Raw genomic sequence first — 26809 nt, 5'->3', positions numbered from 1 at the left:
TCGGGACGTGCGGATGCTGCGGAGCGCCGCGGACCGGCGCGTGCCTTCACGGTCATGGTGGCGCAACCGCAGCACGGCCGGAGGCCGATCTCGAAAGATCGTTCTCCGGCCGTGTTCAGGGTCTCACCGGCCGCCGCGCGGGCCGCCGTGGCGGCCGCGCGCGGACGGCGCGTCAGCTGGGCGTCACTGCCCGCCGGAGAGCTTCTCCCGCAGCGCGGCGAGCGCCTCGTCGGTGGCCAGGGCGCCACCGCCGGACTCGCTCTCGCCGCCGCCGGAGTAGGAGGTCTCAGCACTGGCCGCGGGCTCGGCGCTGGCCTCCGCCTCGGCCTTGCGGGCCTCCTCGATCTGCTTGCGGTGGGCGTCGAAGCGCGTCCGGGCCTCGGCGTACTGCCGCTCCCAGGTCTCGCGCTGCTCGTCGAAGCCCTCCAGCCACTCGCCGGTGTCGGCGTCGAAGCCCTCGGGGTACTTGTAGTTCCCCTGGTCGTCGTACTCGGCCGGCATGCCGTACAGGGTCGGGTCGAAGTCCTCTTCCTCGATCCCCGCGGCGCCCTCGTTGGCCTGCTTGAGCGACAGGCTGATCCGGCGCCGGTCGAGGTCGATGTCGATGATCTTCACGAAGATCTCGTCGCCGACCTGGACGACCTGCTCGGGGATCTCCACGTGCCGCTCGGCCAGCTCGGAGATGTGCACCAGGCCCTCGATGCCCTCCTCGACGCGGACGAACGCGCCGAACGGGACCAGCTTGGTGACGCGGCCCGGGACGACCTGCCCGATCTGGTGGGTGCGGGCGAACTGCTGCCACGGGTCTTCCTGGGTCGCCTTGAGCGACAGGGAGACGCGCTCGCGCTCCATGTCGACGTCCAGGACCTCGACCGTGACCTCCTGGCCGACCTCGACCACCTCGGACGGGTGGTCGATGTGCTTCCAGGACAGCTCGGAGACGTGCACCAGACCGTCGACGCCGCCGAGGTCGACGAACGCGCCGAAGTTGACGATCGAGGACACGACGCCCTTGCGGACCTGGCCCTTCTGCAGGGTGTTGAGGAAGGTCTGGCGGACCTCGCTCTGCGTCTGCTCCAGCCAGGCGCGGCGGGACAGCACCACGTTGTTGCGGTTCTTGTCCAGCTCGATGATCTTGGCCTCGAGCTCACGCCCGACGTAGGGCTGCAGGTCGCGGACCCGGCGCATCTCGACCAGCGAGGCGGGCAGGAAGCCGCGCAGCCCGATGTCGAGGATGAGACCGCCCTTGACGACCTCGATGACCGTGCCGGTGACGATGCCGTCCTCGTCCTTGATCTTCTCGATCGTGCCCCAGGCGCGCTCGTACTGGGCGCGCTTCTTGGACAGGATCAGCCGGCCCTCCTTGTCCTCCTTCTGGAGGACGAGGGCCTCGACGTGGTCTCCGGTGGAGACGACCTCGTTCGGGTCCACGTCGTGCTTGATGGACAGCTCGCGCGAGGGAATGACGCCCTCGGTCTTGTAGCCGATGTCGAGGAGGACCTCGTCACGATCGACCTTGACGACAGTGCCTTCGACAATGTCGCCGTCGTTGAAGTACTTGATGGTCTCATCGATCGCCGCGAGGAAGGCTTCCTCGGACCCGATGTCGTTGACCGCTACCTGCGGGGTGGTCGAGGTGGCCTCGGTGCTGCTCGTCATGTGTCGGCTGGCTCCGGTACGGACATGGAAGTCGTGATGGGCTTGTGCGCGGAGGGCCGTTATCCGCCCTGCCGAGAACCGGAAGGGAACGCGACCAAGAAACGTCGCGTCAGTGAACCGAACCGATGTCGCCGACCTGACCGAGCGCGAGCCTGCTCCGTCCGAAGCGCGCGCAGGCCCACAGCGCAGCGATCAGGATATGGGACCGAACCCCCGTGGTCAATCCACCGGTGACGTCGGCGATCAGTACATCCGCGCAAAGCCCCGGTACCGCTTGGCGATCCGGTCTTCGGCCGCCTTGGGAAACGTCACGGTGTTCGGGTCTCCGTCAGAGGTGTACCGCTCATCGGGGTTCTTGTCCAGGTACTCCAGCCACGCCGTGGAGCAGTACTTGGTGCAGTCGTTCTCCTTGATCTTGCCCTCGGAGCGCACCCGGTCGATGTTCCACCGGTCGAAGTCGGCGTCGAACGGTGAGATCGACGGGCGCCACCCGGCCAGGAAGATCCCCTGGAAGGCGTACCGGCCGTCCTGCTTCTCGGCCCACGCCTTCTTCTTCGGGACGGCCCCGAACGGGTACGCGAACGTCGTCGTGTGCGTCCCGGTGAGCCGGACGATCCGGTCCTCCATGTCGCCGATCTCCTTGTGCACGCCCTTCTCGGACATGCCGGACAGGCTCGGGTGGGACACGGTGTGGTTGCCGAGCTCGAACCCGTGCTGCCGGAGCCACCCCAACCCGGCGGCGGCCCGCGTGTCGTCCATCCCGAACAGCTCCTTGTTCAGGTAGAACGTCGCGACCGGCCGGAATCCCGGGTTCTCCCGCGCGACCTGCTCGATGACCGCCACGGCCGTGTCGGGCGCCGGGTTGCCCTGCGGGTCCAGCCCGAAGTGCCCCGGCGTGCTGTCGTCGAACGTCAGCACCACGGGATGCCGGCCGGCCGGCACGTCGATCCGCCCGCTGACGAACTCGGCCGCCGTGATCGGGTGGTAGCCGTCCTTGGCGAGTCCGGTCAGCTCGTCGTACAGCTCCTTGCTCGACCGGTCCAGCGACAGCTCCGGCTTCTTCATGATCCGGTGGTACATCAGCACCGGGATCTGCCCCAGCTCGTTCGCCTTGACCGCGACCGCCCCCGCCGCCGCCGCGGGAATGGGCGTGGACACCGTCACCGAAGGCGTCGCGCTCGCCGAAGCCCCGGGCAATGGCGCGATCCCCGCCTTGGCCGCCCGCGCGGTGGGCGTCGCCTCGGACGCGGCTCCAGCCCGCTCCGCCACATTCTCCCTGCGATGTTCCTTCCGCCCCCCGGGAAGTGTCAGCCCCAGGACCACGGCGCAGACGACCACAACTCCAGCGATCTTGTGAAGGAGAGGCACGGCACCCCCGCCGGTCGACCCGAACAGGACCAGGAGGACAGCGTACGACCCCCCGGACATCTACGGACACCAACTGGCGTACCCGAATGATCCCCACGCTCCACCCGCACCCCGCCCCACAACAGACCAAGTCCGGAAACCCCCGGTAAAACCCACCCACCCCCGAAAAACAACGGCTCACCGCAAACCCCTGACTCGCCAACCCACAAAGGGCGTGCGAACGGAGCGGTCATCGTTAAAGGAACAGAACAACCCAAACGGTGCAAATAAGGCGAAATCGCTGCGCTTCGCAAGAACCGGTCAGCAAGGGAAGGCCCGGCCTCCATCAGAGCTCGGTCCGCCGAACTCACCGGGCGTCACACGACGGCGTCGGTCCCCCGCGATCCCCCCAACGGGCTTGACGCACACGAGGGCCGAGTCGAGCCGCGCACAGGTGTGCGGGCAGATTGGCCGCACGGCTCGGCGGGGGGCGCCGCCGCCACGGATCGAGGGCGAAGCGGCCGGTCACATCACGTTAGGTTAGGCTTCCCTCATTTGGCGGCCGATATCGGAGGAAAAGCGTGCTGACCGGGCTCGGCGGGCGCACATGAGCGCGGTCACGAGGAAGCCGCCCGCGGCCCGTCCCGGGGCCGGGGTCGCGGCGGCGCGCAGGCGGCGCGTCGCGGGGCTGGGCGTGCTCGTCGCGGTGCTCGCGGCCGCGGGCGCGGCGTCGCTGGCCGTCGGAGCGCGGGCGCTGAGCCCCGGCGAGGTCTGGGACGGGCTGTTCGCGGCGCCGGGCTCCGATCAGCGGCTCACCCAGATCAGGCTCATCGTGCAGACGGTGCGGGTGCCCCGGACGGTGCTCGCGATCGTGGCGGGCACCGCCCTGGGGGCCGGCGGGGCACTGATCCAGGGGTGCACGCGCAACCCGATCGCCGACACGGGCCTGCTGGGGGTGAACTCCGGCGCCTCGTTCGCCGTGGTGTCGGCGATCTCCCTCTTCGGGTTCACCAGCCCGCTCCAGTACGTCTGGTTCGCGTTCCTGGGCGCGGCGACGGCCGGGGCCGTGGTGTTCGGGCTGGCGAGCATCGGGCGGGGGGCCGGCAACCCGCTGACGCTGGCGCTGGCCGGGCAGGGGGTCACCGTGTTCCTGGCGGCGATGACCACGGCGGTCGCGCTGTCGGGCCGGCAATCGCTGAACGCGCTGCGGTTCTGGAACGCGGGTTCGGTGGCCGGTGTGGGATTCCGCGTCATCTGGCCGGTGGCCGCGTTCGTCGTGGTCGGGCTCGTCCTGGCGTTGACCGTTCTGCCCGCCGTCAACCTCCTCAGCCTGGGTGACGACGTCGCCCGGGCGGTGGGGGTGAACATCGCGCGGAGCCGGACGGTCGGCATCGTCGCCGTCACCCTGCTGGCGGGCGCGGCGACCGCCGCGTGCGGCCCCATCGCGTTCCTCGGGCTCATGGTGGCCCATGTGGCGCGTCACCTGACCGGTCCGGACTACCGCTGGCTCGTTCCGTACGCGGGGCTGCTCGGCGCCGTCGTCCTCCTGGTCTGCGACATCGCGGGCCGCCTGGTCGCGCGGCCGGGCGAGTTGGACGCGGGCATCGTCGTCGCGCTCCTCGGCGCCCCGTTCTTCGCGGCCCTGGTGTGGCGCGGAAGGCTCAGGACCGCATGAGCGGGACGGACCTCAAGCGGCCGGTGGCGCCGGGCGTGCGGCTCGGCCGGGTGTCGTTCGTCTGGCGGCCCTGGCCCGTCCTGGTCACGCTGCTGCTGACGGCGGCGACCTTCCTGGTGTTCTGCCTGTCCATCGGCGCCGGCGACTTCCCGATCGGCCTGCCCCGGGTGGTCGCCACGCTTCTCGGCCGCGGCGAGCGCTTCGACACATTCGTGATCATGGACCTGCGGCTGCCGCGCGCCCTGGCCGGGCTCGTCGTGGGGGTCGCGCTCGGGGTCTCGGGTGCGATCACCCAGTCCCTCGCGCGCAACCCGCTGGCCAGCCCGGACGTCCTGGGGATCACCCAGGGCGCCGGCGCCGTCGCGGTGCTGCTGCTGACGGTGTCGGGCGGGGCCACCGCGGCGGTCACCGGATCCGTCGGGCTTCCCGCTGCGGCGCTCGCGGGCGGTCTCGGCACCGGTCTGCTGGTGTATCTCCTGGCGTGGCGCCGCGGGATCGACGGCTTCCGGCTCGTCCTCATCGGCGTCTCGGTGAGCGCGTTGATGCAGGCGGTCACGACCTGGCTGCTGGTCACGGCCGACATCACCGACGTGGCCCGGGCCCAGGTGTGGCTGGTCGGCTCGCTGGACGGCCGGTCGTGGAACCAGGTCTGGACCGCGCTGGGCTGCACGCTCGTCCTCCTGGCCGTCGTGGCGGGCGCCGCGTTCCAGTTCAGGCCGATGCACTTCGGCGACGAGGTCGCCGCCGGCCTGGGCGTCAGGTACTCGGCGGTGCGGGCGGTCATGCTGCTGTGCGCGGTGCTGCTGACGGGCGTGGCGGTGAGCGCGGCGGGCCCGGTCCCGTTCGTCGCGCTGGTGGCGCCGCAGGTGGCGATGCGGCTGGCGAGGTGCCCGACGCCGCCGCTGGCGGCCTCCGGCCTGGTGGGGGCGTCGCTGCTGACCGGCGCGGACCTGGTGGCGCGCACCGCGCTGCCGGCGGCTCTGCCGGTCGGCGTGGTGACCGCCGCGATCGGCGGCCCCTTCCTCGTGTATCTGCTGGTGCGGGCGAACCTGAGGAAGGCGGCATGATGGCGCGGCGCGGAAAAGGCGAACCGGATCTCGCGGCCGCCGGGCGGGCCGGATCCGGCGACGGCGCGGCGCGGCTCGCCGCCAGGGGCGTCGCCGTCGGCTACGGCGGGCGGACGGTCATCGACGGACTCGACGTGCAGATCCCGTCCGGGGTGATCACCACGATCATCGGGCCCAACGGCTGCGGGAAGTCGACCCTGCTGCGGACCCTGTCGCGCCTGCTCAGACCGGCCAGAGGCGCGGTCGTGCTGGACGGCGCCGACATCGCCGGGCTCCGGACGAGGGACGTGGCGAAGAAGCTCGGCCTGCTGCCGCAGGCGCCGGTCGCGCCGGAGGGACTGACGGTCGCCGACCTCGTCGCCAGGGGCCGCCATCCGCACCAGAGCTGGCTGCGGCAGTGGTCCTCGGACGACGCCGACGTCGTGGAGCGCGCGCTCGCCATGACCGAGGTGTCGGATCTGGCGGATCGTCCGGTCGACACGCTCTCCGGCGGGCAGCGCCAGCGTGTCTGGATCTCGATGATCCTGGCGCAGGGCACCGACCTCCTGCTGCTGGACGAGCCGACCACGTATCTCGACCTGGCCTACGCGATCGATGTCCTGGACCTCGTGGACGACCTGCACGAGTCGGGGCGCACCGTGGTCATGGTGCTCCACGATCTCAACCTGGCCGCGCGCTACAGCGACAACCTCGTCGTGATGCGGGCGGGGTCGATCCTGGCGCAGGGGCACCCGAGGGACGTGATCACCGCCGAGCTGCTGGGCGAGGCGTTCGGGCTGCGCGCCGAGGTGATCGACGACCCGGTGGGAGACCGGCCGCTCATCGTTCCGATCGGCCGCGCCCACGCCCGGGCGGGACGCGGCGGCCCATCGGAACGTTCCATGAATTAGGTTAGCCTTCCCTTACCTACTACGTTACGACCGACCCCCAACACCAGGTCGTAGCGGACAGCGCACAAGCGAGGATCCTGCATGACCCCCCATCGAACGACACTCACGGCATCCTGGCGGCGGTTGGCGGCGGCACTGTCCGCCGCGATCCTCGGCGCCGGCCTCCTCGCGGGATGCGGTTCCGGCTCGGCCGACGAGCCGGGCGGCGGCGCCCGTGCCGCCGCGGGCGGCGTGTTCCCGGTCACCGTGGAGCACGCGTTCGGCTCCACCACGATCAGCAAGGCCCCCGAGCGGGTCGTCTCCGTCGGCTACACCGACGACCAGACCATCCTGGACCTCGGCGTCAGGCCGGTCGGCATGGTCGATCAGTACCCGAACCCGCCGGGCCAGACTCCCGACATCAACACCCAGTGGCCCTGGGTGAAGGTCAAGTGGGGCGACGCCCGGCCCGAGGTCGTCATGACCAACGGCGACTCCGGACCGAACTTCGAGAAGATCGCCGCCCTGCGGCCGGACCTGATCATCGCGGTCTACTCCGAGATCGACGAGGCCGCTTACGACAAGCTCTCCAAGATTGCCCCGACGGTGGGCCGGACCAAGGCCGAGAAGGAGCCGTTCAGCGCGCCGTGGCAGGACAACGCGGTGCAGATCGCCAAGGCCCTGGGCAAGGAGGCCGAGGGCAGGAAGAAGGTCGCCGACGTCCAGGCCAGGCTCGCCGCCGCCCGCAAGGCGCACCCGGAGTTCGGGAGCCAGACCGCCGTCGTGCTGTCCTGGTACAAGAACTCGGTCGCGCCCTTCACCACCACCGACGTTCGCGGACAGCTGGTGTCGGGCATCGGCTTCAAGGGCGCCACGGAGATCGACAAGATCGCGGGCGGCAAGTTCTTCACCGTGCTGTCCCCCGAGCGCATCGACCTCGTCGACGTGGACCGCGTCTTCGTCATCAACGACAAGGCCGACCAGGAGGCGCTGAGGAAGTTCGAGCTGTTCGCCAACCTCTCCGCCGTCAAGGGCGGGAAGGTGTCGTACCTGCTGGACAGCGAGGGGCCGGCGGTCGGCGCCGCCATCTCCCAGAGCACCCTGCCGTCCCTGCCGTACGCGATCGACGCGATCGTCGAGTCGGCCGGTTAGGTGCTGAGCTCCCCCGGCACGCGCCTCGCCCCGGCCGCCCTGCACACGGCGACCGGGCGCGAGGCCGCCCGATGGGTCGCGGCGCGCTGCCGCGAGACGCCGTGGACGACGTCCGCCGCCGTCCTCACCACCGTGGCCGGCGCGGCGCTCCAGGTGCTGCCCGTGCTGCTGCTCGGACGGGTGGTCGACGGGGTCGCCGACGGCGGGCCGGAATCGATCCTGATCACGATCGGGGTGCTCATGGCGGCCGGCGCGCCGCTCGCCGCGGCGGCCTCCGCGGCGTCGACGCACCTGGTCGGCCGGCTCGGCGCGGACCTGCTCGCGCGGCTGCGGGAGGGCGCCGTCCGGGCGGTGCTCGCCATGCCCAGCACGCGGATCGAGCAGGCCGGCCGGGGCGATGTGCTCTCCAGGGTCGGCGACGACGTCGCCGTCCTGTCGAAGGGCATCCGCACGGCCGTCCCCACGGTCTTCTCGGCGGGGGTGCTGGTCGCCATCGCCACCGCGGGAATGTTCGGCCTCGACTGGCGGCTCGGCCTGGCGGGCCTCGGCGCGCTGCCCGCGTACGCGCTGGCCCTGCGCTGGTACCTGCCGAGGTCGGCCCCGCTCTACGCGAAGCAGCGGACGGCCCAGGCCGACCGGGCGCAGGAGCTGATCAGCGGCCTGGACGGGATCGGCACGGTCCGGGCGTACCGCCTTGAGGACGCCTTCCAGGCGAAGGTCACCCGCGAGTCGTGGCGGGTGCGCGAGATCGGCATCGAGGTGTTCCGCCTCTTCGGCCGGTTCGTCGGCAGAGAGAACCGCGCCGAGTTCATCGGGCTGGTCCTGATCATCGCGGTGGGGTACGCCCTGCTGGAGGCCGGCGCCGCCAGCCTGGGTGAGGTGTCGGCCGCCCCGCTGCTGTTCCACCGCCTGTTCAACCCACTCGGCGCCATCTTGTTCACTTTCGACGAGGCCCAGAAGTCGGGTGCGAGCCTGACCCGGCTGGTCGGGGTGCTGGGGGAGGCCGCGGACGACCGGCTGGTGGGCGCCGCCAACGCGCCGGCGGACACCGAGGCGTACCCGTTGACGGTCGAGGGGCTGACGTTCGCCTATCCCGGAGCCGACGAGCCCGTCCTCCGCGACGTCGACCTGACGATCCCGGCGGGCGGGTCGCTCGCTCTGGTGGGCGCGACCGGCGCGGGCAAGTCGACCCTGGCCGCGCTCATCGCGGGCATCGGCACCCCGCAGGCCGGATCGGTGCGCATCGGACCGACCGACCTCGCCGGACTGGACGAGGCCGGAGCGCGCGCGCTGGTGAGCATCCTGACGCAGGAGACGCACGTCTTCTCCGGCCCGCTCTCCGCCGACCTGCGGCTGGCCGCGCCGGAGGCGACCGACGCCGAACTGAGGGACGCGCTCCGCACGGTCGGCGCGGACGGATGGGTCGACGCGCTGCCCGCCGGGCTGGACACCCTGGTCGGCGAGGGCGGCGAGCGCCTCGACGCCACCCGGGTCACCCAGATCGCCCTGGCCCGCCTGGTGCTGACCCGGTCCCCGGTCGTGGTGCTGGACGAGTCGACCGCGGAGGCGGGCAGCCAGGGCGCCTCCGAGCTGGAGCGGGCCGTCCTCGCCGCGTGCCGGGACCGCACGACGCTGCTCGTGGCGCACCGGCTGACCCAGGCGAGGATGGCCGACCGGATCGCCGTGCTGGACGGCGGCCGCGTCGTGGAGCAGGGCGCGCACGAAGAACTGGTGGCCCTCGGCGGCAGGTACGCGCGGCTGTGGCGGGCCTGGCGGACGGGAGGCTGAGCCCACGATGACCACCCCGGACGGCCCGGGGCCCCGCACGGGAGCCGGAATCCTCCGGTCCGCGCTGCGCCGCAACGCCCGCGCCATGGCCTGGGGCACCGTCCTCATGGGCATGTACCAGGCGGGCGAGACCGCCTTCCCCATCGCGCTCGGCCTGATCGTCGAGCACGCGCTCCGGGACCGGAGCCCCGGTGCCCTCGGCCTGTCGTTCGCCGCTCTCGCCGCGATCATCACGACCGTGTCGTTCTCGTGGCGGTTCGGGATGCGCGTCCTGCAGAGGGCCAACACGACCGAGGCGCACCGCTGGCGGGTGCGGGTCGCGGCCTGTGGGCTCCAGCCGGTGGCCAGGGACGCCGACCTCAAGTCCGGCGAGGTGCTGACGATCGCCACCGAGGACGCCGACCAGACCGCCGACATCATCGAGGTGGTGCCGCTGCTGGTGAGCTCGCTGGTCGCGGTGCTGATCGCGGCGGTCGCGCTCGGGACGGCCAGTGTGGGCCTCGGCCTGCTGGTGATCGTGGGAACCGTCGGGATCCTGTCGGTCCTGAGCGTGATGTCCAGGCGCATCGGCACCCGCACCGGCGAGCAGCAGGCCCGGGTGGCGCGGGCGGGCGCGAAGGTCGCCGACCTGATCACCGGCCTGCGCCCGCTGCACGGCTTCGGCGGCAACCACGCGGCGCTGCGGTCCTACCGCGGGGTCAGCGGGGAGGCGAGGGACCAGGCGATCGCCGTCGCCAGGGCGAACGGCGCGTACGCGGGGACGGCGGTGGCCCTCAACATGGTCCTCGCCACGGCCGTGACCCTGATGGCCGGTCGGCTCGCGTTCCGGGACCAGATCACCACCGGGGAACTCGTCATGGCCGTCGGCCTGGCGCAGTTCATCATGGAGCCGCTCAAGCTCTTCTCGGAGATGCCGAAGTACGTCATGGTCGCTCGCGCGTCCGCCGAGCGGATGGCCCTGGTGCTGGCCGCGCCGCCGGTGGCGACCCCGGGCTCGGATCGTCCCGCCGCCGACGGCGGCCTCGAGGTCGACTGCGTCCAGTACGGGTCCCTGCGGAAGCTGAAGTTCCACGTGCCCCCAGGCCGGTTCGTCGCCGTCACCGCCTACGGGCAGCGCTCGGTCACCGACCTGGTGTCGGTCCTGGCCGGCGACGTCCCGCCGAGCGCGTTCGAGGGCGCGGTGCGGGTCGGCGGGCGGGAGGCGGCGCTCCTGGCGGTCGACGCGCTTCGCGAGCACCTGCTGGTGAACCCGTCCCACGCGGAGATCTTCGCGGGCACCCTCCGCACGAACATCGACCCGTCGGGCACCGCCCGGATGGTCTCCGAGGCCGTCGAGGCCTCCCTGCTGACCGACGTCGTCGCCCTCCACCGCGAAGGGCTCGACCGCCCCGTCCGCGACCGGGGCGCGGACCTCTCCGGTGGGCAGCGCCAGCGCCTGTCCCTTGCCCGGGCCCTGGCCGCCGACGCTCCCGTCCTCGTCCTGCACGACCCCACGACCGCCGTGGACGCGGTCACCGAACAGCTCGTCGCACGCAACATCGCCAGGCTGCGCCGGGGCCGCACCACTCTCGTGATCACCAGCAGCCCCGCCCTCCTGGACGCCGCCGACCAGGTCCTGGTCCTGGACGAGGGCGTCATCACCACGGAGGGCACGCACCGCGACCTCCTGGCCACCGACGAGGCCTACCGCCAAGCACTGGCCCGCTGAAGCACCCCCGGACCCCGACCCCCGCCACGACAGACCCCGCCCCCAAGGCGGCCGGCCCCTTCACGGCCAAGCGCCCAACCGCCCCCAACACTCGCGACAGCGTCCAAAGCAGATGCGAGCGAGCAAGAACCCGTCCACGCAGCAAAGCCGCAAGGCAAGCCCCACCCACCAACCAGCTCTTACCACCACCGCAACCTCACAGGCCGCGATCGCGCGGAATGCCAGATTCGAGCGAAGCAAGAATCCGCCCACGCAGCGAGCCGCCAGGCAAGCCCCCCACACCAACCAGCACCCACTACCGCAACAACCTCAGCCCCCCACCGCACCCCGCGACAACCTCAACAGCCGCGATCGCGTCCGAAGGCAGATTCGAGCGAAGCAAGAATCTGATCGCGCAGCGAGCCGCAAGGCGAGACGAAGCGATGCCAGCGATCGCCCGCTTTTATCGACGATGGAGGGCCGCCAGGCCCGAAGGAGGAGAAAAAAGCAAAAAAACTAGTGAGCAGCGTCCTGCCAGGTGCGGCCGGTGCCCATGGAGACGCCCAGGGGGGCGCGGAGTTCGTAGGCGTCGGCCATCTGGGTGCTGACGAGGGTCTTCAGGTCGTCGAGTTCGCCGGGGGCGACTTCGAAGACGAGTTCGTCGTGGACCTGGAGGAGCATCCGGGAGGTGAGGCCGGCGTCGCGGAGGGCGCGGTCGACGTTGAGGCTGGCGACCTTGATGATGTCGGCGGCCGAGCCCTGGATGGGGGCGTTGAGGGCCATCCGTTCGGCCATCTCGCGGCGCTGGCGGTTGTCGGAGTTGAGGTCGGGCAGGTAGCGGCGGCGGCCGAGGATGGTCTCGGTGTAGCCCTCCTGGCGGGCCTTGGCGACGATGTCGCGCAGGTAGTCGCGGACGCCGCCGAACTGCTCGAAGTACTCCTCCATGAGGCCGCGCGCCTCGTCGGGGGAGATCCGCAGCTGCTGGGAGAGGCCGTAGGCGGACAGGCCGTAGGCGAGGCCGTAGTTCATGGCCTTGATGCGGGCGCGCAGCTCGGAGTCGATCTGCTCGGGCGGCAGGCCGAAGACGCGGGAGGCGGTGATGGTGTGGAAGTCGGCGCCGGAGCCGAAGGCCTCCAGCAGGGCGTCGTCCTCCGACAGGTGCGCCATGATGCGCAGCTCGATCTGGGAGTAGTCGGCGGTGAGGAGGGACTCGTAGCCGTCGCCGACGACGAAGGCCTCGCGGATCTGGCGGCCTTCGGCGGTGCGGATCGGGATGTTCTGCAGGTTGGGGTCGGTGGAGGAGAGCCGGCCGGTGGCGGCGATCATCTGGTTGAAGGTGGTGTGGATGCGGCCGGCGTCGTCGGCCATGGGGATGAGGGAGTCGACGATGCTCTTGAGCTTGGCGACCTCCCGCCACCGCAGGATGTGCTCCAGGACGGGGTGGCCGTCCTTCTCCAGGAGGGTCGTGAGGGCCTCGGAGTCGGTGGTGTAGCCGGTCTTGGTGCGCTTGGTCTTGGGCAGGTTCAGCTCGTCGAACAGGACCTGCTGGACCTGCTTGGGCGAGCCGAGGTTGAACTCGCGGCCGACGGCGGCGTGGGCCAGCTGCTCCTGTTCCTTGACCTGGCCGCCCAGGGACGCCGACAGGCCCGCCAAGTGGTCGGCGTCGACGGCGATGCCCGCGCGTTCCATGGCGGCCAGGACGCCGACCAGCGGCAGCTCGACCTCGTGCAGGAGGCGGGTGGCGCCGCGCTTCTCGAGGTCCTTGTCGAGGACGTCGGCGAGTTCGGTGACGGCGCGCGCGCGGACGGCGAGGGCTTCGGCGGCCTCTTCCTCCCCGGAGCCGTCCAGGGTCAGCTGGCCGGAGTCCTCGGTCTCGCTGCGCAGCTCGCGGTGCAGGTAGCGCAGGGCGAGGTCGGCGAGGTCGAACGTGCGCTGGCCGGGGAGCGCGAGGTAGGCGGCGAGCGCGGTGTCGCTGGTGACGCCCTCCAGCCGCAAGCCGCGCGCGGCGAGCGCCAGCATCGGGCCCTTGGCCTCGTGGATCGCCTTGGGGCGGGCGGGGTCGGCGAGGTAGGCGGCGAGGGCGCGCTCGTCGTCCTCGATCAGCTCGACCGGGTCGAGGTGGACGGCGGGACCCTTCGTGGACGCCAGCGCCAGCGCGGTGATCTCGCCGGTGCCGCGGCCCCAGGTGCCGGTGACGGCGACGCCGATCCGCTCGGCGGTGTTGGCGTCGAGCCAGGCGCCGAGCGCGCCGGGTTCGAGCGCCTCCACCTCGACGTCGAAGCCCTCCTCGGCCTCGGGCTCGGCCGCCGAGATCGAGGAGTAGAGCCGTTCGCGCAGGACCCGGAACTGCAGCGAGTCGAACAGGGTGTGGATCTCGTCGCGGTCCCACTGGCCCATCGCCAGCTGCGGCGGCGCCAGCTCCAGGCCGACCTCGCAGTCGAGCTTGTTGATCTGGTGGTTGCGCAGCACGCCGGACAGGTGCTCGCGCAGGTTGTCGCCGGCCTTGCCCTTGATCTCGCCGACCCGGTTCACGAGGGTGTCGAGGTCGCCGTACTTGGTGAGCCATTTGGCGGCGGTCTTCGGGCCGACGCCGGGCACGCCGGGCAGGTTGTCGCTGCTCTCCCCCACGAGGGCGGCGAGCTCGCGGTAGCGCTCGGGCGGGACGCCGTACTTGGCCTCGACGGCGGCCGGGTCCATCCGGGCCAGCTCCGACACGCCGCGGATGGGGTACAGGATCGTCACCGAGTCGTCGACCAGCTGGAACGCGTCGCGGTCGCCGGTGACGATGAGGGTCTGCATCCCGGCGCGGGTGGCCTGGACGGACAGCGTGGCGATGATGTCGTCCGCCTCGAACCCGGCGACCGACAGCCGCGGGATGCGCAGCGCGTCCAGCACCTCGAAGATCAGGCTGACCTGGCTGCGGAACTCGTCGGGCGTCTTCTGCCGGCCCGCCTTGTACTCCACGTACTGCTCGTGCCGGAACGTCGGCTCGGAGCGGTCGAACGCCACCGCGATGTGGGACGGCTGCTCGTCGCGCAGGACGTTGATGAGCATCGAGGTGAAGCCGTACACGGCGTTGGTCGGCTGCCCGTCGGTCGTGGAGAAGTTCTCCACGGGCAATGCGAAGAACGCCCGGTAGGCCAGGGAATGGCCGTCGAGCAGAAGAAGCCGGTCGCGCTTGTCAGGGGTCGTTGGTGAGGTCGCCACACCAGGACTCTAGTCTGCGCGTACGACAGTTTTGTGGAGGCGTAAGTGACTGACACCGACGGCGCGAGCCCGGAGGACCTGGGCGCGAAGATCCTCGCGGGGGAGGATTTCGGCGCGCACGGCGACCTGGCGAAGAACATGGGCGTCGAGTACCTGGAGGCCTCGGCCGAGCGCGTGGTGGGGCGCATGCCGGTCAAGGGCAACACCCAGCCGTACGGGCTGCTGCACGGCGGCGCCTCCTGCGTCCTGGCCGAGTCCCTCGGCTCGGTCGGCTCGGCGCTGCACGCGGGCCCGGACCGCATCGCCGTCGGGATCGAGATCAACGCCACCCACCACCGGTCCGCGACCGAGGGGTACGTCACGGGCGTGGCGACCCGCGCGCACGGGGGCCGCACCCTCGCCACCTACGACATCGTCATCACCGACGACCAGGACCGGAGGGTCTGCACCGCGCGCCTCACCTGCATGCTGCGCGACGCCCCGCCCGGCCGCTGACACGGCGTGATCCGCACTTTCTTTGCGATGCGCTGCCCCGGGTCTGTAGCGTGGATCGGAACGACCCGGGGTCACCGAGTAGACAACGTACGCGCCCGGGGAAGGTTCGTACGGCCCCAAAGGTGACCCCGGGTCAACGCATGCCCGGGGACGGTCACGCCCCCGTCCGACACCGGCGTAGGTTCATCACCGGTTGCGGTTGCGTTGCGAAACGATCCCGCCCGTTCACCCGCCCCGGGCGCCGGACGTACCTTCCGAGGCATGCGCCACCCTGACCCGCGCACCCGCGGCCCGCGCCCACGGCACCGTGCGAGCACCGCTCTCGCGGGCGCCGCGCTCGCCCTCGCCGCGGCCCTCCCGCTCGCGGGATGCTCCGGCTCCGGCCACACCGCCTCGCTCCCCGACTACAAGATCCCGGCCGAGAAGGCGCGGGAGGGAGAGGCCGTCCCCGAGGGCAAGACCGGCAAGAGCGCCGACATGCGGTTCACCGTCGTCGGCTTCCGCGAGGCCATGACCGACGTCATGGGCACCCACGCCTCCATGAACGCCAAGGGCGCCTTCACCCGCGTGCGCGTCCTCGCCGTCAACACCGGGCGCGACATCCAGGTCTTCGACACCTGGCGGCAGCGGCTCGTCACCACCGACGGCGCGACCCACTCCCCCGACGTCAACGCCACCATGATCAAACGGCAGCCGGAGCGGCTCTCCGTCGGGGCGTCCATGCGCGTCGAGTTCGACCTGTGGTTCGACGTCCCCCGCGGCGCCAGGACCAGGGCCGTCCGGCTGTACGGCTCACCGCCGGTCGGCGCCACGACCGACCCCGCCCCGGCCGAGATCAAGCTCCCCTGACCCCCGGAACGCGCGAGGCCCGCCCGGCCCGGACGAACCGGGCCGAGCGGGCCTGACACGCTCGGACGCGCCGCTACTTCGCGGTCTCCTCGCCGGAGCCGTCCGCGGACCCCTCGTCCTCCGGACCGGCCTCCTCGGCCTCCGGACCGGGCCCCGGGGCCGCCTGAGCGGCGCCGTCGCCCAGCTCGCCGCCCAGATAGGCGGCCCGGACCTCCGGGTCGTCCAGCAGCTCCGCCGCCGGGGCCGACTTGACCACCCGGCCGGTCTCCAGCACGTACGCCCGGTGCGCGATCTGCAGCGCCTGCTGCGCGTTCTGCTCCACCAGCAGCACCGTCGTGCCGCGCCGGTTGATCTCCTGGATGATCGAGAAGATCTGCTGGACGAGCATGGGCGCCAGGCCCATCGACGGCTCGTCCAGCAGCAGCACCTTCGGCTTGGCCATCAGCGCCCGCCCGATCGCGAGCATCTGCTGCTCGCCGCCCGACATGGTGCCGCCCAGCTGCTTGCGGCGCTCGGCCAGACGCGGGAACAGCTCGAACGCCTCGGCCAGCTCCTTGGCGGGGTCGTCCTTGCGGGCGTAGGCGCCCATCAGCAGGTTCTCCTCCACCGTCATGCCGGGGAAGATCCCCCGGCCCTCCGGCGCCTGCCCGATGCCGACGAGCACCCGCTTGTGCCCGGGCATCCTGCTGATGTCCTCGCCGTCGAACCGGATCGCGCCCGACGACAGCCCGCGCAGCCCCGAGATGGTCTTCAGGGTCGTCGTCTTCCCGGCGCCGTTCGCGCCGATCAGCGTGACGATCTCCCCCTGGCCGACCTCCGCGGTGATGCCCTTCAGCGCCGCGATCTTCCCGTAGTGGACGTGGATGTCACTGATCTCAAGAAGCATCGGCCGGAGCCCCCAGATACGCCTCGATGACCCGCGGGTCGTTCTGCACCTCGGCCGGCAGGCCGTCCGCGATCTTCTGACCGAAGTCCAGCACCGCGACCCGGTCGCTGATGCCCATGACCAGGCTCATGTCGTGCTCGATCAGCAGCACCGTCACCCCGGTGTCCCGGATGTCGCGGATCAGCTGCTGGAGCGCCACCTTCTCCGCCGGGTTCATGCCCGCCGCGGGCTCGTCCAGCAGCAGCAGCTTCGGCTCGGTGGCCAGCGCCCGGGCGATCTCCAGCCGCCGCTGGTCGCCGTACGGCAGGTTCTTCGCCGCCTCGTCGCCGCGGTGCGGAATGCCCACCAGCTCCAGCAGCTCCTGCGCCCGCTCGCGTCCGCGGCGCTCCTCGCGGCGATGCCACGGAAGCCCGAGCGCCGCCCCGACGAACCCCGTCCGGTGGTGCGCGTCCGCGCCCACCATGACGTTCTCCAGCGCCGTCATGTTGTGGAACAGCCGCACGTTCTGGAACGTGCGCGCCACCCCCAGCTTCGTCACGACGTAGCGCTTCTTGCCGTCGATGCGCTTCCCGCGGAACACCACCTGCCCCTCGGTCGGCCGGTAGACGCCGGTGGTCACGTTGAACACCGTCGTCTTCCCCGCCCCGTTAGGGCCGATCAGCGCGAAGATCTCGCCCTCGCGGATCGTGATGTCCACCTTGTTGAGCGCGACAACGCCGCCGAACCGCATGACGACGTCCCGCAGCTCCAGGACGGGCGACGCGCCCTTCGCCTCGCTCACTTGCCCTCCTCCACGGCGGCCGCGTCCGACTGGCCAGGACCGGCCACCTCGGCGCCCATGCTGCCCATGCCGCCGGTGCCCTCGGCCAGCTCCGCCTTCCGCTGCCGCGACGGCCACAGGCCCTCCGGACGGAAGATCATCATCATGACGAGCGCGGCACCGAAGATCAGCATCCGGTAGTCGTGCAGGAACCGGAACCGCTCGGGCAGCCACGCCAGCACCGCCGCGCCCAGCATCACACCCGGAAGGTTGCCCGAACCGCCCAGCACCACGCCGGCCAGGATCAGCGCCGAGACCAGGAACTCGAAGTTCTGCGGGTTGATCGAAGTGATCTGCCCGGCGAACACCACGCCGCCGCTGCCGCCGATCGCCGCGCCGATCGCGAACGCCGCCAGCTTGAACTTGAACGTCGGCACGCCCATCAGCTCCGCCGCGTCCTCGTCCTCCCGGATCGACGCCCACGCGCGGCCCACCCGCGACCGCTCCAGCCGCTTCACGAAAACGATCGCGATGATGATGAACAGGACCAGCAGGTAGTAGTACGGCCGCGCGTCCAGCAGCCCGTACTTCAACGGCTGGACGCCCAGGATCTCGAACTCCGACAGCGACGGCGGGTGCGGGATCCCCTGCACACCGCGCGGGCCGTTCACGTACGAGCTGTTGTTCGCCGTCCGCTTGACGATCTCACCGAAGCCGAGCGTCACGATCGCCAGGTAGTCGCCGCGCAGCCGCAGCGTCGGCGCGCCGAGGATGACCCCCGCGAGCGCCGAGAACCCGATCGCCAGCCCCAGCGACTCCCAGAAGTTCCATTCGTAGCGCGTCGCGAAGATGGCCATCGTGTAGCCGCCCACCGCGTAGAACGCCACATATCCGAGGTCGAGGAGGCCGGCCATGCCGACCACCACGTTCAGCCCGATCGCCAGCAGCACGTAGATCGCGATCTGGCTGCTCAGCATCGACGGCCAGTCGCTGCCGCTCGGCGCCATGAACGAGCCGATCGCCTCGCTCGGCAGCAGCAGCGCCCCGACGATCAGCAGGAGGTAGACGGCCCACCGCACCGCGCCGGGAGCCGACGCCCACCAGTCGCGCAGCGGGTCCAGGGAGAACATGTCACGCGCCGAGCGGTTGCCGCCCGCGCCGCCGTTTCCGTTTGCGTTCTTCGTGAGGTTCATGCGCGCGCCCGCTGGAGGGACTCACCGAGAATGCCGGTGGGACGGAACATCAGGACCAGGATCAGCACCGAGAACGCGACCACGTCGCGCCACTGGGAACCGAAGAAGCTCGAACCGTACATCTCCAGCAACCCGAGAGTGAACCCGCCGACCAGGGCGCCCCGGAGGTTGCCGATGCCGCCGAGCACCGCCGCCGTGAACGCCTTGATGCCGAGCAGGAAGCCGACGAAGTAGTTCGTGCTCTCGAAGCGCAGGAAGTACAGCGCCGCGGCCACGCCGGCCATGACCCCGCCGACCAGGAACGTCACCTGCACGACCCGGTCGATGTTCACGCCCATCAGCACGGCCGTCTCCGGGTCCTGCGCCGTCGAGCGGATGCCCCGGCCGAGCTTCGTGCGGTTCACGAACTGGTCCAGCGCGACCATCATGAGCACCGCGCCCAGGAAGACGATCAACTGGTCGTTGCGGATGAGGATCGGCCCGACGTCCACGACGTCCGACAGCTTCTTGAAGTGCTCGTTGACGTCGAGCTTGCCGCCCTCCTTCGAGGTGCCGAACACGCGGTGGATGAGCACCGTGCCCATCAGCTGCTGGATGAAGATCGACGCGCCGATCGCCGAGATCAGCGCCGCCAGTCTCGACGCCCCCCGTTTGCGCAGCGGCCGGTAGGCCGCCACCTCGAGCAGCATCGCGCCGCCGCCCGCGACCGCGCCGCCGACGACGGCCATGAGCGCCACCACGCCGATCAGCGCGACACCGCCGACCGCCGACACGTTCAGGGACCGCACCGTCCACAGCGCCGCGAACGTGCCGACCATGAAGATGTCGGCATGCGCGAAGTTGATCAGCCGGAGCACGCCGTAGACCATCGTGTAGCCCAGCGCCAGCAGCGCGTAGATCGCGCCCAGCGCCAGCCCGTCGACGGTCGACGGCCAGAATTGATTGATGAAGTCGTCGAGCACCTTCGGTCGCCTTCGTCAAAAGGAGCGGGAGCGCTGTAGCGCTCCCGCTCCCGCGCCATCAGGGGCCCCCGGGGCCGGGGGCGGTCGGTCCGGGCGTGGTGACGCCTACGAGACCTTCGCTTCGTTGCTGTTGCCGAGCAGAGGCAGCTTGTTGTCCTTCACCTCGTAGATGAAGATGTCCTGGGCCGCCAGCTCGCCGTTCTCGGCGAACTTGATCTGCTTCCCGACGCCCTGGATGTCCTCGGTCTTCACGAAGCTGTTGATGTCCTCCGGCTCGGTCTTGCCGGCCTTGACCGCCTCGATGAACGCCGTCGCGGCGTCGAAGCCCTCGGTCGAGTAGATGGCGACCTCGGAGTTGAACTTCGCCTTGTAGTCGTCGGCGAACTTCTTGGCCTTCGGGTTCGTCTTGCCCTCGGCGTCGATCAGGCAGCCGCAGCTCAGCAGCGCGCCCTGCGCGTTCGCCTGGCCGGCGCCCTCGATCAGGCCGGTCGCCAGCGAGCCGTCGCCGGACATCATCTTGCCCTTGTAGCCGGCCTCGCGCAGCTGCTTGAACAGCCGCCCCGCCACGGCGTAGTAACCGCCGAAGTAGACCGCGTCCGGCTTGAACTGGTTGATCTTGTTGACGGTCGAGGAGTAGTCCGTCGCCTTGTCGTCGACCGCGTCGGTCTGGGTCTGCACGCCCTTGGCGCCGGCGGCCTTGCCGATGGCGTCGGCGAGGCCCTTGCCGTAGTCCTGGTTGTCCGACACCGTGAAGAGCTTCTTCGCCTTCACCGAGTTCACCAGGAAGTTCGCGGCGCCCTCGCTCTGCACGGCGTCGTCGGCCACCACCCGGTGCCAGTACTTCCAGCCCTTCTCGCCGAGCGTGATGTTGGTCGCCGACGGCGACACGCTCGGGACCTTGGCCTCTTCGAGGATCGGGGCGACGCTCTGCGACTCACCGGAGAACGCGGGACCGATGAGGCCGGCGATCTTGTCGTTCTTGATCGCGCCCTGCGCCAGCGTCGTCGCCTGCTCCGGCTTGCCCTGGCTGTCGTAGGTCTTGAACTTGATCTTGACCTTCGGGTTCGTGGCGTTGTACTGCTCGATGGCCAGCTGCGCGCCCTGCTTGGGCGGGATCACCAGGCCCGAGTTCTCACCGGTCAGGTCACCCATGAACCCGATCGTGACCTCGTTGCCACTGCCGGAGTCGCTATCGCCGTCACCGCACGCCACGGCGCTGAGCGCGAGCGCCGCGCTCACCGCAACCGCGCCGGTGATCCTCATCATGTTGCGCCGCAAGGTGCCCAACCTTTCCATCCGGATCCGGGAGGGGATCGGGTACGAGTGAAGCCCCGACGCCGACGCCCTCGGAGGGAGGAAACCGGTCACTCGGGGACCAGGTATGTCGTACACCGTCGACCCACCCCAGAACAGGACCCCCGGATCGAAGGGTTACTCGTTCGTTACGCCCCTGTGCCCATCCGATACCGGGCGTTGCCTGGGACGATTACGAAACGTGACGTCGACGGCCCGGTCCGGTACCTGCGCTTTGGACCTTGACAACCAGGGGTTCGACCACGCTGAGGAGTCAGCCCGCGGCGGGCTCGTCCCCGCCTCCGGAGGCGCCCGCCACGACCGCCTCGGCGACGGCCCGCATCGTGAGCCGCCGGTCCATCGAGGTCTTCTGGATCCACCGGAAGGCCTCGGCCTCGGACCACCCGTGGGCCTGCTGTAGCAGCCCCTTGGCCCGGTCGACCACCTTGCGCGTCTCCAGCCGCTCCTGCAGCCCCGCGACCTCGGCCTCCAGGGCGCGCATCTCGGTGTACCGGCTCACCGCCATCTCGATCGCCGGCGTGAGGTCGGTCTTGGAGAACGGCTTGACGAGATAGGCCATCGCGCCCGCGTCGGTCGCCCGCTGGACGAGTTCGCGCTGCGAGAACGCGGTGAGGATCACCACCGGCGCGATCCGCTCCGCGGAGATCCGCTCGGCCGCCGAGATGCCGTCCAGGACCGGCATCTTCACGTCGAGGATCACGAGGTCGGGCTTCAGCTCCCCGGCCAGCCGGACGGCCGTCTCACCGTCCCCGGCCTCCCCGACCACCTCGTAGCCGTCCTCCTGAAGCATCTCCTTCAGGTCCAGCCTGATCAGGGCCTCGTCTTCCGCGATCACAACTCGCCGAGCGCTCTCCACGCCCACGACCCTACCGAAACCCGCTACCCTGGTCCCCGCCAGGGTTGCCCGGAGAGCCCGTCCCGCACGAGCAACCTAGATGTCCAAATTATTAGGACATTAGCCCCGATAGCCCAATGGCAGAGGCAATGTGCTCAAACCACATCAAGTGTGGGTTCGAATCCCACTCGGGGCACCTCTCGACCAGTGAGCACTGCGGTTTTCGACGGCAGTCAGCGGCGCCTCCCCACACGGACACAGAAGTGTCGTAGCCCCGCGCAACACTGTGCGCATGTATGACATCACCATGCGTCATCGCGCCCTTGCGCTGCTGGACCAGGGCCTCACGATCAGCGATGTCAGCCGCCGAACCGGCATTTCGCGCGGCGCGATCCGTGAATGGCTCCTGCGGATCGAGCAGGGACGCGATCTCTACGTCCAGCCGCACCGAGACTGCCCGCGGTGCACGGCATTACCGAGAGCACCTGAGCCGAAGGACTCCTACTCCTACCTCCTCGGCCTTTACCTGGGCGATGGCTGCATCAGCCCCGTGGGCGACCGCAGAAAGATGATCTGGGCTCTCCGGATCGCCTGCGCCAGCGCCTGGCCCGGACTGATCGATCAGTGCGTGGCAGCCGTCAGCGCCGTCCGGCCGGGGAACAAGGTGCGGATCATCCAGCGGGTCGGCTGCGTCGAGGTCAACAGCCACTCCAAGCACTGGCCCTGCTTCTTCCCCCAGCACGGGCCGGGCAAGAAGCACGAACGGAAGATCGAACTACTCCCCTGGCAGCAGGAGATCGTGGACGAGTTCGCTGAGGACTTCGTCCGCGGGCTGCTCCACTCCGACGGGTGTCGCTTCACCAACCGAGTCCGGCGGCTGCTGAAGAACGAGGAGCGCTGGTACGAGTACCCCCGCTACAACTTCACGAACGTGTCGCTGGACATCCAGGGGTTGTTCACCGATGCGCTGGATCGGCTCGGGATCGCGTGGAGGCAGATGAACGAGAAGAACATCTCGGTCGCGAAGAGGGAGGCGGTGGCGCGGCTGGACGAGTTCGTCGGACCGAAGTACTGAGGGGCGGGGTTCCCGGAGCGTCGCGGAAATGAGACCGGGCGGTGATGAGTGCGCTGCGCGCAGGGTCCGCGGGTCCGGTCGTGAAGGGTGCGGCGGGGAGGAGGCCGGGCACCGCGCGGGGTGCGGGTCGCGCGGTGCCCGGCAGGGGTGATGGTCAGTGGGGAACGGCGATGGCGTCGCCGAGGCTGTGCACGCGCAGGGCGTTCGTCGAGCCGGCGGTGCCGGGGGGCGAGCCGGCGACGACGACGACCTTGTCGCCCTTCTGGAACCGGCCGAGTTCGAGGAGGGCCTGCTCGACCTGGCGGACCATCGTGTCGGTGTGGTCGACCTGGGGGACGATGAAGGTCTCGACGCCCCAGACGTGGGCGAGCCTGCCGCGGACGGCGGGCACGGAGGTGAAGGCGAGCAGCGGGATCGGCGAGCGGTAGCGGGACAGGCGCCGGGCGGTCTCGCCGGACATGGTGAAGGCGGCGAGGGCCTCGGCGCCGACGATCGCGCCGACCTCGGCGGCGGCGCGGGCGATGGCGCCGCCGATGGTCTCGGGCATCCGCTCCAGGGTGTGGGTGGCCTGGAGGGCGGCCTGCTCGGCGGTCTGCACGATGCGGCTCATCGTGAGGACGGACTCGATGGGGTACTGGCCGACGCTGGTCTCGCCGGAGAGCATGACGGCGTCGGCGCCCTCGAAGACGGCGTTGGCGACGTCGGAGGTCTCGGCGCGGGTGGGGCGGGGCGCGGAGATCATGGATTCGAGCATCTGGGTGGCGACGATGACCGGGCGGGCCTTCTCGCGGCAGAGCTCGATGGCGCGCTTCTGGACGATCGGCACCTGTTCGAGGGGCATCTCGACGCCGAGGTCGCCGCGAGCCACCATGATGCCGTCGAAGGCGGCGACGATCTCGGGGAGCCGCTCGACGGCCTGCGGCTTCTCGATCTTGCCGATGAGGGGGACGCGGACGCCCTCCTCTTCCATGATCTGGTAGCAGATGTCGGCGTCGGCGGGGGTGCGGACGAAGGACAGCGCGACGAGGTCGACGCCGAGGCGCAGGGCCCAGCGCAGGTCCTGCTCGTCCTTCTCGGTGAGGGCGGGGACGCTGACGGGGACGCCGGGCAGGTTGAGGCCCTTGTTGTCGGACACCATGCCGCCGACGGTGACGGTGGTGTGGACGCGGGGGCCCTCGACCGAGGTGACCTTGAGGGCGACGCGGCCGTCGTCGATGAGGACGGTGTCGCCGGGGCTGACGTCGCCCGGCAGCCCCTGGTAGGTGGTGGACACCTCGCGGCGGGTGCCGGGGACGTCGTCGGTGGTGATGGTGAAGTCGTCGCCGAGGGTGAGCCGTACGGGGCCGTCGGGGAAGCGCCCGATGCGGATCTTGGGGCCCTGCAGGTCCGCCAGGATGCCGACGCCGCGTCCGGTGGCGTCGGCGGCGGCGCGGATCCGGTGGTAGACCTCCTCGTGGACGGCATGCTCGCCGTGGCTCATGTTGAGCCGGGCGACGTCGACGCCGGCTTCGACGAGGGCGTGGATCTGCTCGCTGCTGGAGCAGGCCGGACCGATGGTGCTGACGATCTTCGCTCGACGGGTCACGTCACAACCGTACTTAGTTACTTGCCGGTACGGATATTCGTGCAGGATATGGTCGCCCGGGGTTCACCGAGTGGTCTAGGTCAGAGGTCTAGACCACATGTGGCCGCGTCACCGCTTGAACACCTCCACGGCGGCCTGGCAGAACGCCTTGAGGTCGTCGGGCTTGCGGCTGCTGACCAGCACGTTGGGGCCGTTCTCGCAGATCTGGACCTCCTCGTCCACCCAGGTGGCCCCCGCGTTGCGCAGGTCGGTCCGCAGGCTCGGCCAGGACGTCACGGTGCGCCCCCGGACGACGCCGGCCTCGATGAGGGTCCACGGGCCGTGGCAGATGACGGCGACGGGCTTGCCCGCGTCGAAGAACGACCGGGCGAACGCGACGGCGTCGGGGTCGGTGCGCAGGAAGTCGGGGTTGGCGACGCCGCCGGGCAGGACGAGGGCGTCGAACTCGGTGTGGTCGGAGACGTCGACGGTGGTGTCGACGGGGAAGGTGTCGGCCTTGTCCAGGTGGTCGAACGCCTGGAGCCTGCCGGACTGCGTGGAGACCAGGCGCGGGGTGGCGCCGGCCTGCTCCACGGCCTTCCACGGCTCGGTCAGCTCGACCTGCTCGGTGCCCTCGGGTGCGCACAGGAAGGCGATGGTCCTGCCCTGAAGATCGTTGTTCGACATCGGTTGCCTCCGTTGGTCGGTGTTCTCTGGCCCCTGCCCGCGAACACGGGTGGTATGCAGGAAGGGTGAACCCCACGGGCTACCGCGAGTACCGGACGCCGGGGATGGCCTGCTCGTGGACGGCGGCGTTGCCGCCGGACGCCGAGCCGTTCGTCCAGCGCGTGCTCCCTGACGCGTGCGTGGACCTCATCTGGGCGGCCGGCGGGCTTCTGGTGGCGGGGCCGGACACGGGTCCGATGCCGGCGGTCATGCGGCCCGGCGAGGAGATCGCGGCGGTGCGGTTCGTGCCGGGGACGGCGCCGCCGGTGCTGGGCGTCCCGGCGGACGCTCTGCGGGACGGGCGGGTGCCGTTGCGCGAGTTGTGGGGCGCGGAGGCCGATCGGCTGGCGGAGGTCGTGGCGGCGGCGGACGACCGCCGCGCGGCGCTGGTGGCGGCCGTGCGGGTGCGGATGGGCCCGGCGGATCCGCTCGTCGGGTCGGTGGTCGGGGGTCTGGCGGAGGGTTCGGTCCGTGATGTGGCGGACGGGCTCGGAATCGGTGAGCGGCAGTTGCGGCGGCGGTCGCTGGCGGTGTTCGGGTACGGGCCGAAGACGCTGCAGCGGGTGCTGCGGTTCCAGCGGGCGCTGGGCCTGGCGCGGGCGGGCGGGCCGCTGGCGGAGGTCGCGTTCGCGGCGGGTTACGCCGACCAGGCCCATTTCGCGCACGAGGTGCGGGACCTGGCGGGCGAGCCCGTGCGGAACCTGCTGTGACCGTCTCCGGACCGGTCAGGGCTTGAGGCGTCCGTAGGCGCGCAGGGTCGTGAGGCGTTCGACGGTGACGTGGCCGCGCCATTCGGGGCCGGTGACGGGTGTCCAGATGGGGAAGGCGACGTCCCAGCCGCCGTCGTCGCCCTGCTCGTCGATGAGGGCGTCGAGGCGGGCGTCGATGTCGCCGGCGTCGAAGAGCCGGCGCCCGTACCCGCCGGGGGCGGGCGCGAAGTCGAGCGGTCCCTGGTGGTCGCTGGTGGCGTGGGCGGCGAGGACGTCGCGGACGCGGGTGAAGGCCGCCTCGGCGCGGTCGCGGTCGGGGACGTGGTCGAGGAAGGTCAGGACGGCGAGGACGTCGTAGCCGCCGGGTTCGGCGCCGGGGGCCTCCAGGTAGCGCCAGCAGAAGTCGGTGGCGGGTCCGAGCCAGGGGTGGTGCGCGCCGGCCCTGTGGAGCATGCCGGCGAGGGTGGCGGTGGGGTTGATGGCGGCGGGCGGGTCGTCGGGTGTCTGCCACCAGGGGGCGTGCGGGGCGTCGCGGACGGTCGGCAGGACGAAGGGCACTCCCCCGCCGTCGGCGGTGATGGAGGCCAGGTAGCCCGCGATGCGCGTGACGGCGGGGTCGGCGTCGGCGCCCGCCTCGTGCAGGAGCTGCAGGGCGTGCTGGGCGGGGACGGGTTGGCTGTCCTCGCCGCGCAGGTCCGGTTCGAGGGCGTGGCCGTATCCGCCGTCGGGGTTCTCGTAGGGCCTGAGGGCGGCGAGGACGGCCGCGGCGGGGCCGCCGCGGAAGTGGAGGGCGAAGCGGTGCCGGTCGATGAGGCGGCCGTTGAGGCGCATGAACTCCGCGGCGCGCGCGAGGCCGGTTCGGTGCAGGACCTTCATGCCTCTGACGCTAGGGCGGGCGGTGGCCGGGCGTCTTGTCGGAAACGGACGCGGGTCGCGGGAGGGGGCGCGGTGGGCCCGGCCACCCCAGCGGTGGGTGGCCGGGCCCCTGG

At 70.9% G+C, this 26809-nt stretch carries 23 protein-coding genes and 1 tRNA gene; 12 read left to right on the top strand and 12 right to left on the bottom strand.

All coding sequences use genetic code 11. The features are described from left to right. Window positions 1–183: 183 nt before the first annotated feature. On the bottom strand, window positions 184–1659 hold the full coding sequence (gene rpsA / locus AB0H37_RS27655) for a 30S ribosomal protein S1 (RefSeq protein ID WP_179833952.1): 1476 nt from the start codon (window positions 1657–1659) through the stop codon (window positions 184–186). A 243-nt stretch (window positions 1660–1902) separates the two neighbouring features. Next, window positions 1903–2928, bottom strand: coding sequence for a polysaccharide deacetylase family protein (locus tag AB0H37_RS27650; RefSeq protein WP_360616225.1), 1026 nt, complete (start codon window positions 2926–2928; stop codon window positions 1903–1905). 685 nt (window positions 2929–3613) lie between these two features. Here AB0H37_RS27650 and AB0H37_RS27645 point away from each other — a divergent pair. The 6 genes from AB0H37_RS27645 (at window position 3614) to AB0H37_RS27620 (ending at window position 11265) form a co-directional block, all read left to right on the top strand. Continuing rightward, a complete protein-coding gene (locus AB0H37_RS27645) occupies window positions 3614–4681 on the top strand; it encodes an iron ABC transporter permease (RefSeq protein WP_360616223.1) in 1068 nt (355 codons plus the stop codon). Beyond that, a complete protein-coding gene (locus AB0H37_RS27640; protein ID WP_360616221.1) occupies window positions 4678–5748 on the top strand; it encodes an iron chelate uptake ABC transporter family permease subunit in 1071 nt (356 codons plus the stop codon). The genes AB0H37_RS27645 and AB0H37_RS27640 overlap by 4 nt, the downstream gene beginning before the upstream one ends. Continuing rightward, window positions 5745–6638 (top strand): ABC transporter ATP-binding protein, encoded by an 894-nt coding sequence (locus AB0H37_RS27635; protein ID WP_360616219.1) that lies wholly within the window; start codon window positions 5745–5747, stop codon window positions 6636–6638. Before AB0H37_RS27640 ends, AB0H37_RS27635 begins: the two co-directional genes overlap by 4 nt. Before the next feature lie 81 nt (window positions 6639–6719). Then, the gene (locus AB0H37_RS27630; RefSeq protein WP_360616217.1) at window positions 6720–7769 is read left to right on the top strand and encodes an iron-siderophore ABC transporter substrate-binding protein; all 1050 of its coding nucleotides are present in this window, start codon (window positions 6720–6722) and stop codon (window positions 7767–7769) included. Next, complete coding sequence (locus tag AB0H37_RS27625) at window positions 7770–9557, top strand: ABC transporter ATP-binding protein (protein WP_360616215.1); 1788 nt, start codon at window positions 7770–7772, stop codon at window positions 9555–9557. Between the two features lie 7 nt (window positions 9558–9564). Further along, window positions 9565–11265 (top strand): ABC transporter ATP-binding protein, encoded by a 1701-nt coding sequence (locus tag AB0H37_RS27620; RefSeq protein WP_360616213.1) that lies wholly within the window; start codon window positions 9565–9567, stop codon window positions 11263–11265. A 495-nt stretch (window positions 11266–11760) separates the two neighbouring features. Here the strand turns inward: AB0H37_RS27620 and polA are convergent, their stop codons facing one another. Further along, window positions 11761–14451: a DNA polymerase I gene (polA, locus tag AB0H37_RS27615; protein WP_329092989.1), complete on the bottom strand. Its 2691-nt coding sequence runs from the start codon at window positions 14449–14451 to the stop codon at window positions 11761–11763. A gap of 78 nt (window positions 14452–14529) precedes the next feature. Between polA and AB0H37_RS27610 the strand changes: the two genes are divergently transcribed. Together AB0H37_RS27610 and AB0H37_RS27605 are read left to right on the top strand one after the other, a co-directional pair. Then, on the top strand, window positions 14530–14946 hold the full coding sequence (locus tag AB0H37_RS27610; RefSeq protein ID WP_360616313.1) for a hotdog fold thioesterase: 417 nt from the start codon (window positions 14530–14532) through the stop codon (window positions 14944–14946). 261 nt (window positions 14947–15207) lie between these two features. Then, entirely contained in the window at window positions 15208–15795 is a 588-nt protein-coding gene (locus AB0H37_RS27605; RefSeq protein WP_360616211.1) for a DUF4352 domain-containing protein, read from the top strand. Between the two features lie 73 nt (window positions 15796–15868). Here AB0H37_RS27605 and AB0H37_RS27600 read toward each other — a convergent pair whose 3' ends face one another. The 5 genes from AB0H37_RS27600 to AB0H37_RS27580 form a co-directional block, all read right to left on the bottom strand. Next, complete coding sequence (locus AB0H37_RS27600) at window positions 15869–16681, bottom strand: ABC transporter ATP-binding protein (RefSeq protein ID WP_360616209.1); 813 nt, start codon at window positions 16679–16681, stop codon at window positions 15869–15871. Next, window positions 16671–17411, bottom strand: a complete 741-nt coding sequence (locus tag AB0H37_RS27595) for an ABC transporter ATP-binding protein (protein WP_360616312.1) — start codon at window positions 17409–17411, stop codon at window positions 16671–16673. Before AB0H37_RS27595 ends, AB0H37_RS27600 begins: the two co-directional genes overlap by 11 nt. A 47-nt stretch (window positions 17412–17458) precedes the next feature. Next, window positions 17459–18634, bottom strand: coding sequence for a branched-chain amino acid ABC transporter permease (locus AB0H37_RS27590; protein ID WP_360616207.1), 1176 nt, complete (start codon window positions 18632–18634; stop codon window positions 17459–17461). Further along, a complete protein-coding gene (locus AB0H37_RS27585) occupies window positions 18631–19596 on the bottom strand; it encodes a branched-chain amino acid ABC transporter permease (protein WP_329092995.1) in 966 nt (321 codons plus the stop codon). Before AB0H37_RS27585 ends, AB0H37_RS27590 begins: the two co-directional genes overlap by 4 nt. A 105-nt stretch (window positions 19597–19701) precedes the next feature. After that, entirely contained in the window at window positions 19702–20748 is a 1047-nt protein-coding gene (locus AB0H37_RS27580) for a branched-chain amino acid ABC transporter substrate-binding protein (protein ID WP_329092997.1), read from the bottom strand. Between AB0H37_RS27580 and AB0H37_RS27575 the strand changes: the two genes are divergently transcribed. Continuing rightward, window positions 20747–20923 carry a hypothetical protein gene (locus AB0H37_RS27575; RefSeq protein ID WP_229809917.1) on the top strand — a complete coding sequence of 59 codons (177 nt, stop codon included), beginning with the start codon at window positions 20747–20749 and terminating at the stop codon, window positions 20921–20923. The two genes, AB0H37_RS27580 and AB0H37_RS27575, sit on opposite strands and share 2 nt — an antisense overlap. A 240-nt stretch (window positions 20924–21163) precedes the next feature. Here the strand turns inward: AB0H37_RS27575 and AB0H37_RS27570 are convergent, their stop codons facing one another. Further along, window positions 21164–21766 (bottom strand): response regulator, encoded by a 603-nt coding sequence (locus AB0H37_RS27570; RefSeq protein WP_329093001.1) that lies wholly within the window; start codon window positions 21764–21766, stop codon window positions 21164–21166. A 102-nt stretch (window positions 21767–21868) separates the two neighbouring features. Between AB0H37_RS27570 and AB0H37_RS27565 the strand changes: the two genes are divergently transcribed. Then, window positions 21869–21941 (top strand) — tRNA-Leu (locus AB0H37_RS27565). A 96-nt stretch (window positions 21942–22037) separates the two neighbouring features. After that, window positions 22038–22820, top strand: a complete 783-nt coding sequence (locus AB0H37_RS27560; RefSeq protein ID WP_360616204.1) for a helix-turn-helix domain-containing protein — start codon at window positions 22038–22040, stop codon at window positions 22818–22820. Window positions 22821–22974: 154 nt separating this feature from the next. Here AB0H37_RS27560 and pyk read toward each other — a convergent pair whose 3' ends face one another. Together pyk and AB0H37_RS27550 are read right to left on the bottom strand one after the other, a co-directional pair. Next, window positions 22975–24405 (bottom strand): pyruvate kinase, encoded by a 1431-nt coding sequence (gene pyk / locus AB0H37_RS27555; protein WP_179833941.1) that lies wholly within the window; start codon window positions 24403–24405, stop codon window positions 22975–22977. A gap of 108 nt (window positions 24406–24513) precedes the next feature. Continuing rightward, window positions 24514–25071, bottom strand: coding sequence for a type 1 glutamine amidotransferase domain-containing protein (locus AB0H37_RS27550; protein WP_179833940.1), 558 nt, complete (start codon window positions 25069–25071; stop codon window positions 24514–24516). A gap of 65 nt (window positions 25072–25136) precedes the next feature. Here AB0H37_RS27550 and AB0H37_RS27545 point away from each other — a divergent pair, with 65 nt between their 5' ends. Beyond that, window positions 25137–25820 carry a helix-turn-helix transcriptional regulator gene (locus AB0H37_RS27545; protein ID WP_360616201.1) on the top strand — a complete coding sequence of 228 codons (684 nt, stop codon included), beginning with the start codon at window positions 25137–25139 and terminating at the stop codon, window positions 25818–25820. A gap of 15 nt (window positions 25821–25835) precedes the next feature. On the opposite strand, the gene AB0H37_RS27540 is transcribed toward AB0H37_RS27545, so the two are convergent. Then, a complete protein-coding gene (locus AB0H37_RS27540; RefSeq protein WP_329093007.1) occupies window positions 25836–26696 on the bottom strand; it encodes a hypothetical protein in 861 nt (286 codons plus the stop codon). Window positions 26697–26809 lie beyond the last annotated feature (113 nt).

The sequence above is a fragment of the Actinomadura sp. NPDC023710 genome (assembly GCF_040639875.1).
GTDB lineage: Bacteria > Actinomycetota > Actinomycetes > Streptosporangiales > Streptosporangiaceae > Spirillospora > Spirillospora citrea.
This window is presented reverse-complemented; position numbering and strand designations above follow the sequence as displayed.

What these genes read in the sequence shown, in the direction of transcription:
- rpsA (WP_179833952.1), bottom strand. Translation starts at nt 1,659, where the DNA reads ATGACGAGCAGCACCGAGGCCACCTCGACCACCCCGCAGGTAGCGGTC.
- AB0H37_RS27645 (WP_360616223.1), top strand. Translation starts at nt 3,614, where the DNA reads ATGAGCGCGGTCACGAGGAAGCCGCCCGCGGCCCGTCCCGGGGCCGGG.
- AB0H37_RS27640 (WP_360616221.1), top strand. Translation starts at nt 4,678, where the DNA reads ATGAGCGGGACGGACCTCAAGCGGCCGGTGGCGCCGGGCGTGCGGCTC.
- AB0H37_RS27635 (WP_360616219.1), top strand. Translation starts at nt 5,745, where the DNA reads ATGATGGCGCGGCGCGGAAAAGGCGAACCGGATCTCGCGGCCGCCGGG.
- AB0H37_RS27630 (WP_360616217.1), top strand. Translation starts at nt 6,720, where the DNA reads ATGACCCCCCATCGAACGACACTCACGGCATCCTGGCGGCGGTTGGCG.
- AB0H37_RS27620 (WP_360616213.1), top strand. Translation starts at nt 9,565, where the DNA reads ATGACCACCCCGGACGGCCCGGGGCCCCGCACGGGAGCCGGAATCCTC.
- AB0H37_RS27605 (WP_360616211.1), top strand. Translation starts at nt 15,208, where the DNA reads ATGCGCCACCCTGACCCGCGCACCCGCGGCCCGCGCCCACGGCACCGT.
- AB0H37_RS27600 (WP_360616209.1), bottom strand. Translation starts at nt 16,681, where the DNA reads ATGCTTCTTGAGATCAGTGACATCCACGTCCACTACGGGAAGATCGCG.
- AB0H37_RS27595 (WP_360616312.1), bottom strand. Translation starts at nt 17,411, where the DNA reads ATGCGGTTCGGCGGCGTTGTCGCGCTCAACAAGGTGGACATCACGATC.
- AB0H37_RS27590 (WP_360616207.1), bottom strand. Translation starts at nt 18,634, where the DNA reads ATGAACCTCACGAAGAACGCAAACGGAAACGGCGGCGCGGGCGGCAAC.
- AB0H37_RS27575 (WP_229809917.1), top strand. Translation starts at nt 20,747, where the DNA reads ATGAACCCGATCGTGACCTCGTTGCCACTGCCGGAGTCGCTATCGCCG.
- AB0H37_RS27580 (WP_329092997.1), bottom strand. Translation starts at nt 20,748, where the DNA reads ATGGGTGACCTGACCGGTGAGAACTCGGGCCTGGTGATCCCGCCCAAG.
- AB0H37_RS27560 (WP_360616204.1), top strand. Translation starts at nt 22,038, where the DNA reads ATGTATGACATCACCATGCGTCATCGCGCCCTTGCGCTGCTGGACCAG.
- AB0H37_RS27550 (WP_179833940.1), bottom strand. Translation starts at nt 25,071, where the DNA reads ATGTCGAACAACGATCTTCAGGGCAGGACCATCGCCTTCCTGTGCGCA.
- AB0H37_RS27540 (WP_329093007.1), bottom strand. Translation starts at nt 26,696, where the DNA reads ATGAAGGTCCTGCACCGAACCGGCCTCGCGCGCGCCGCGGAGTTCATG.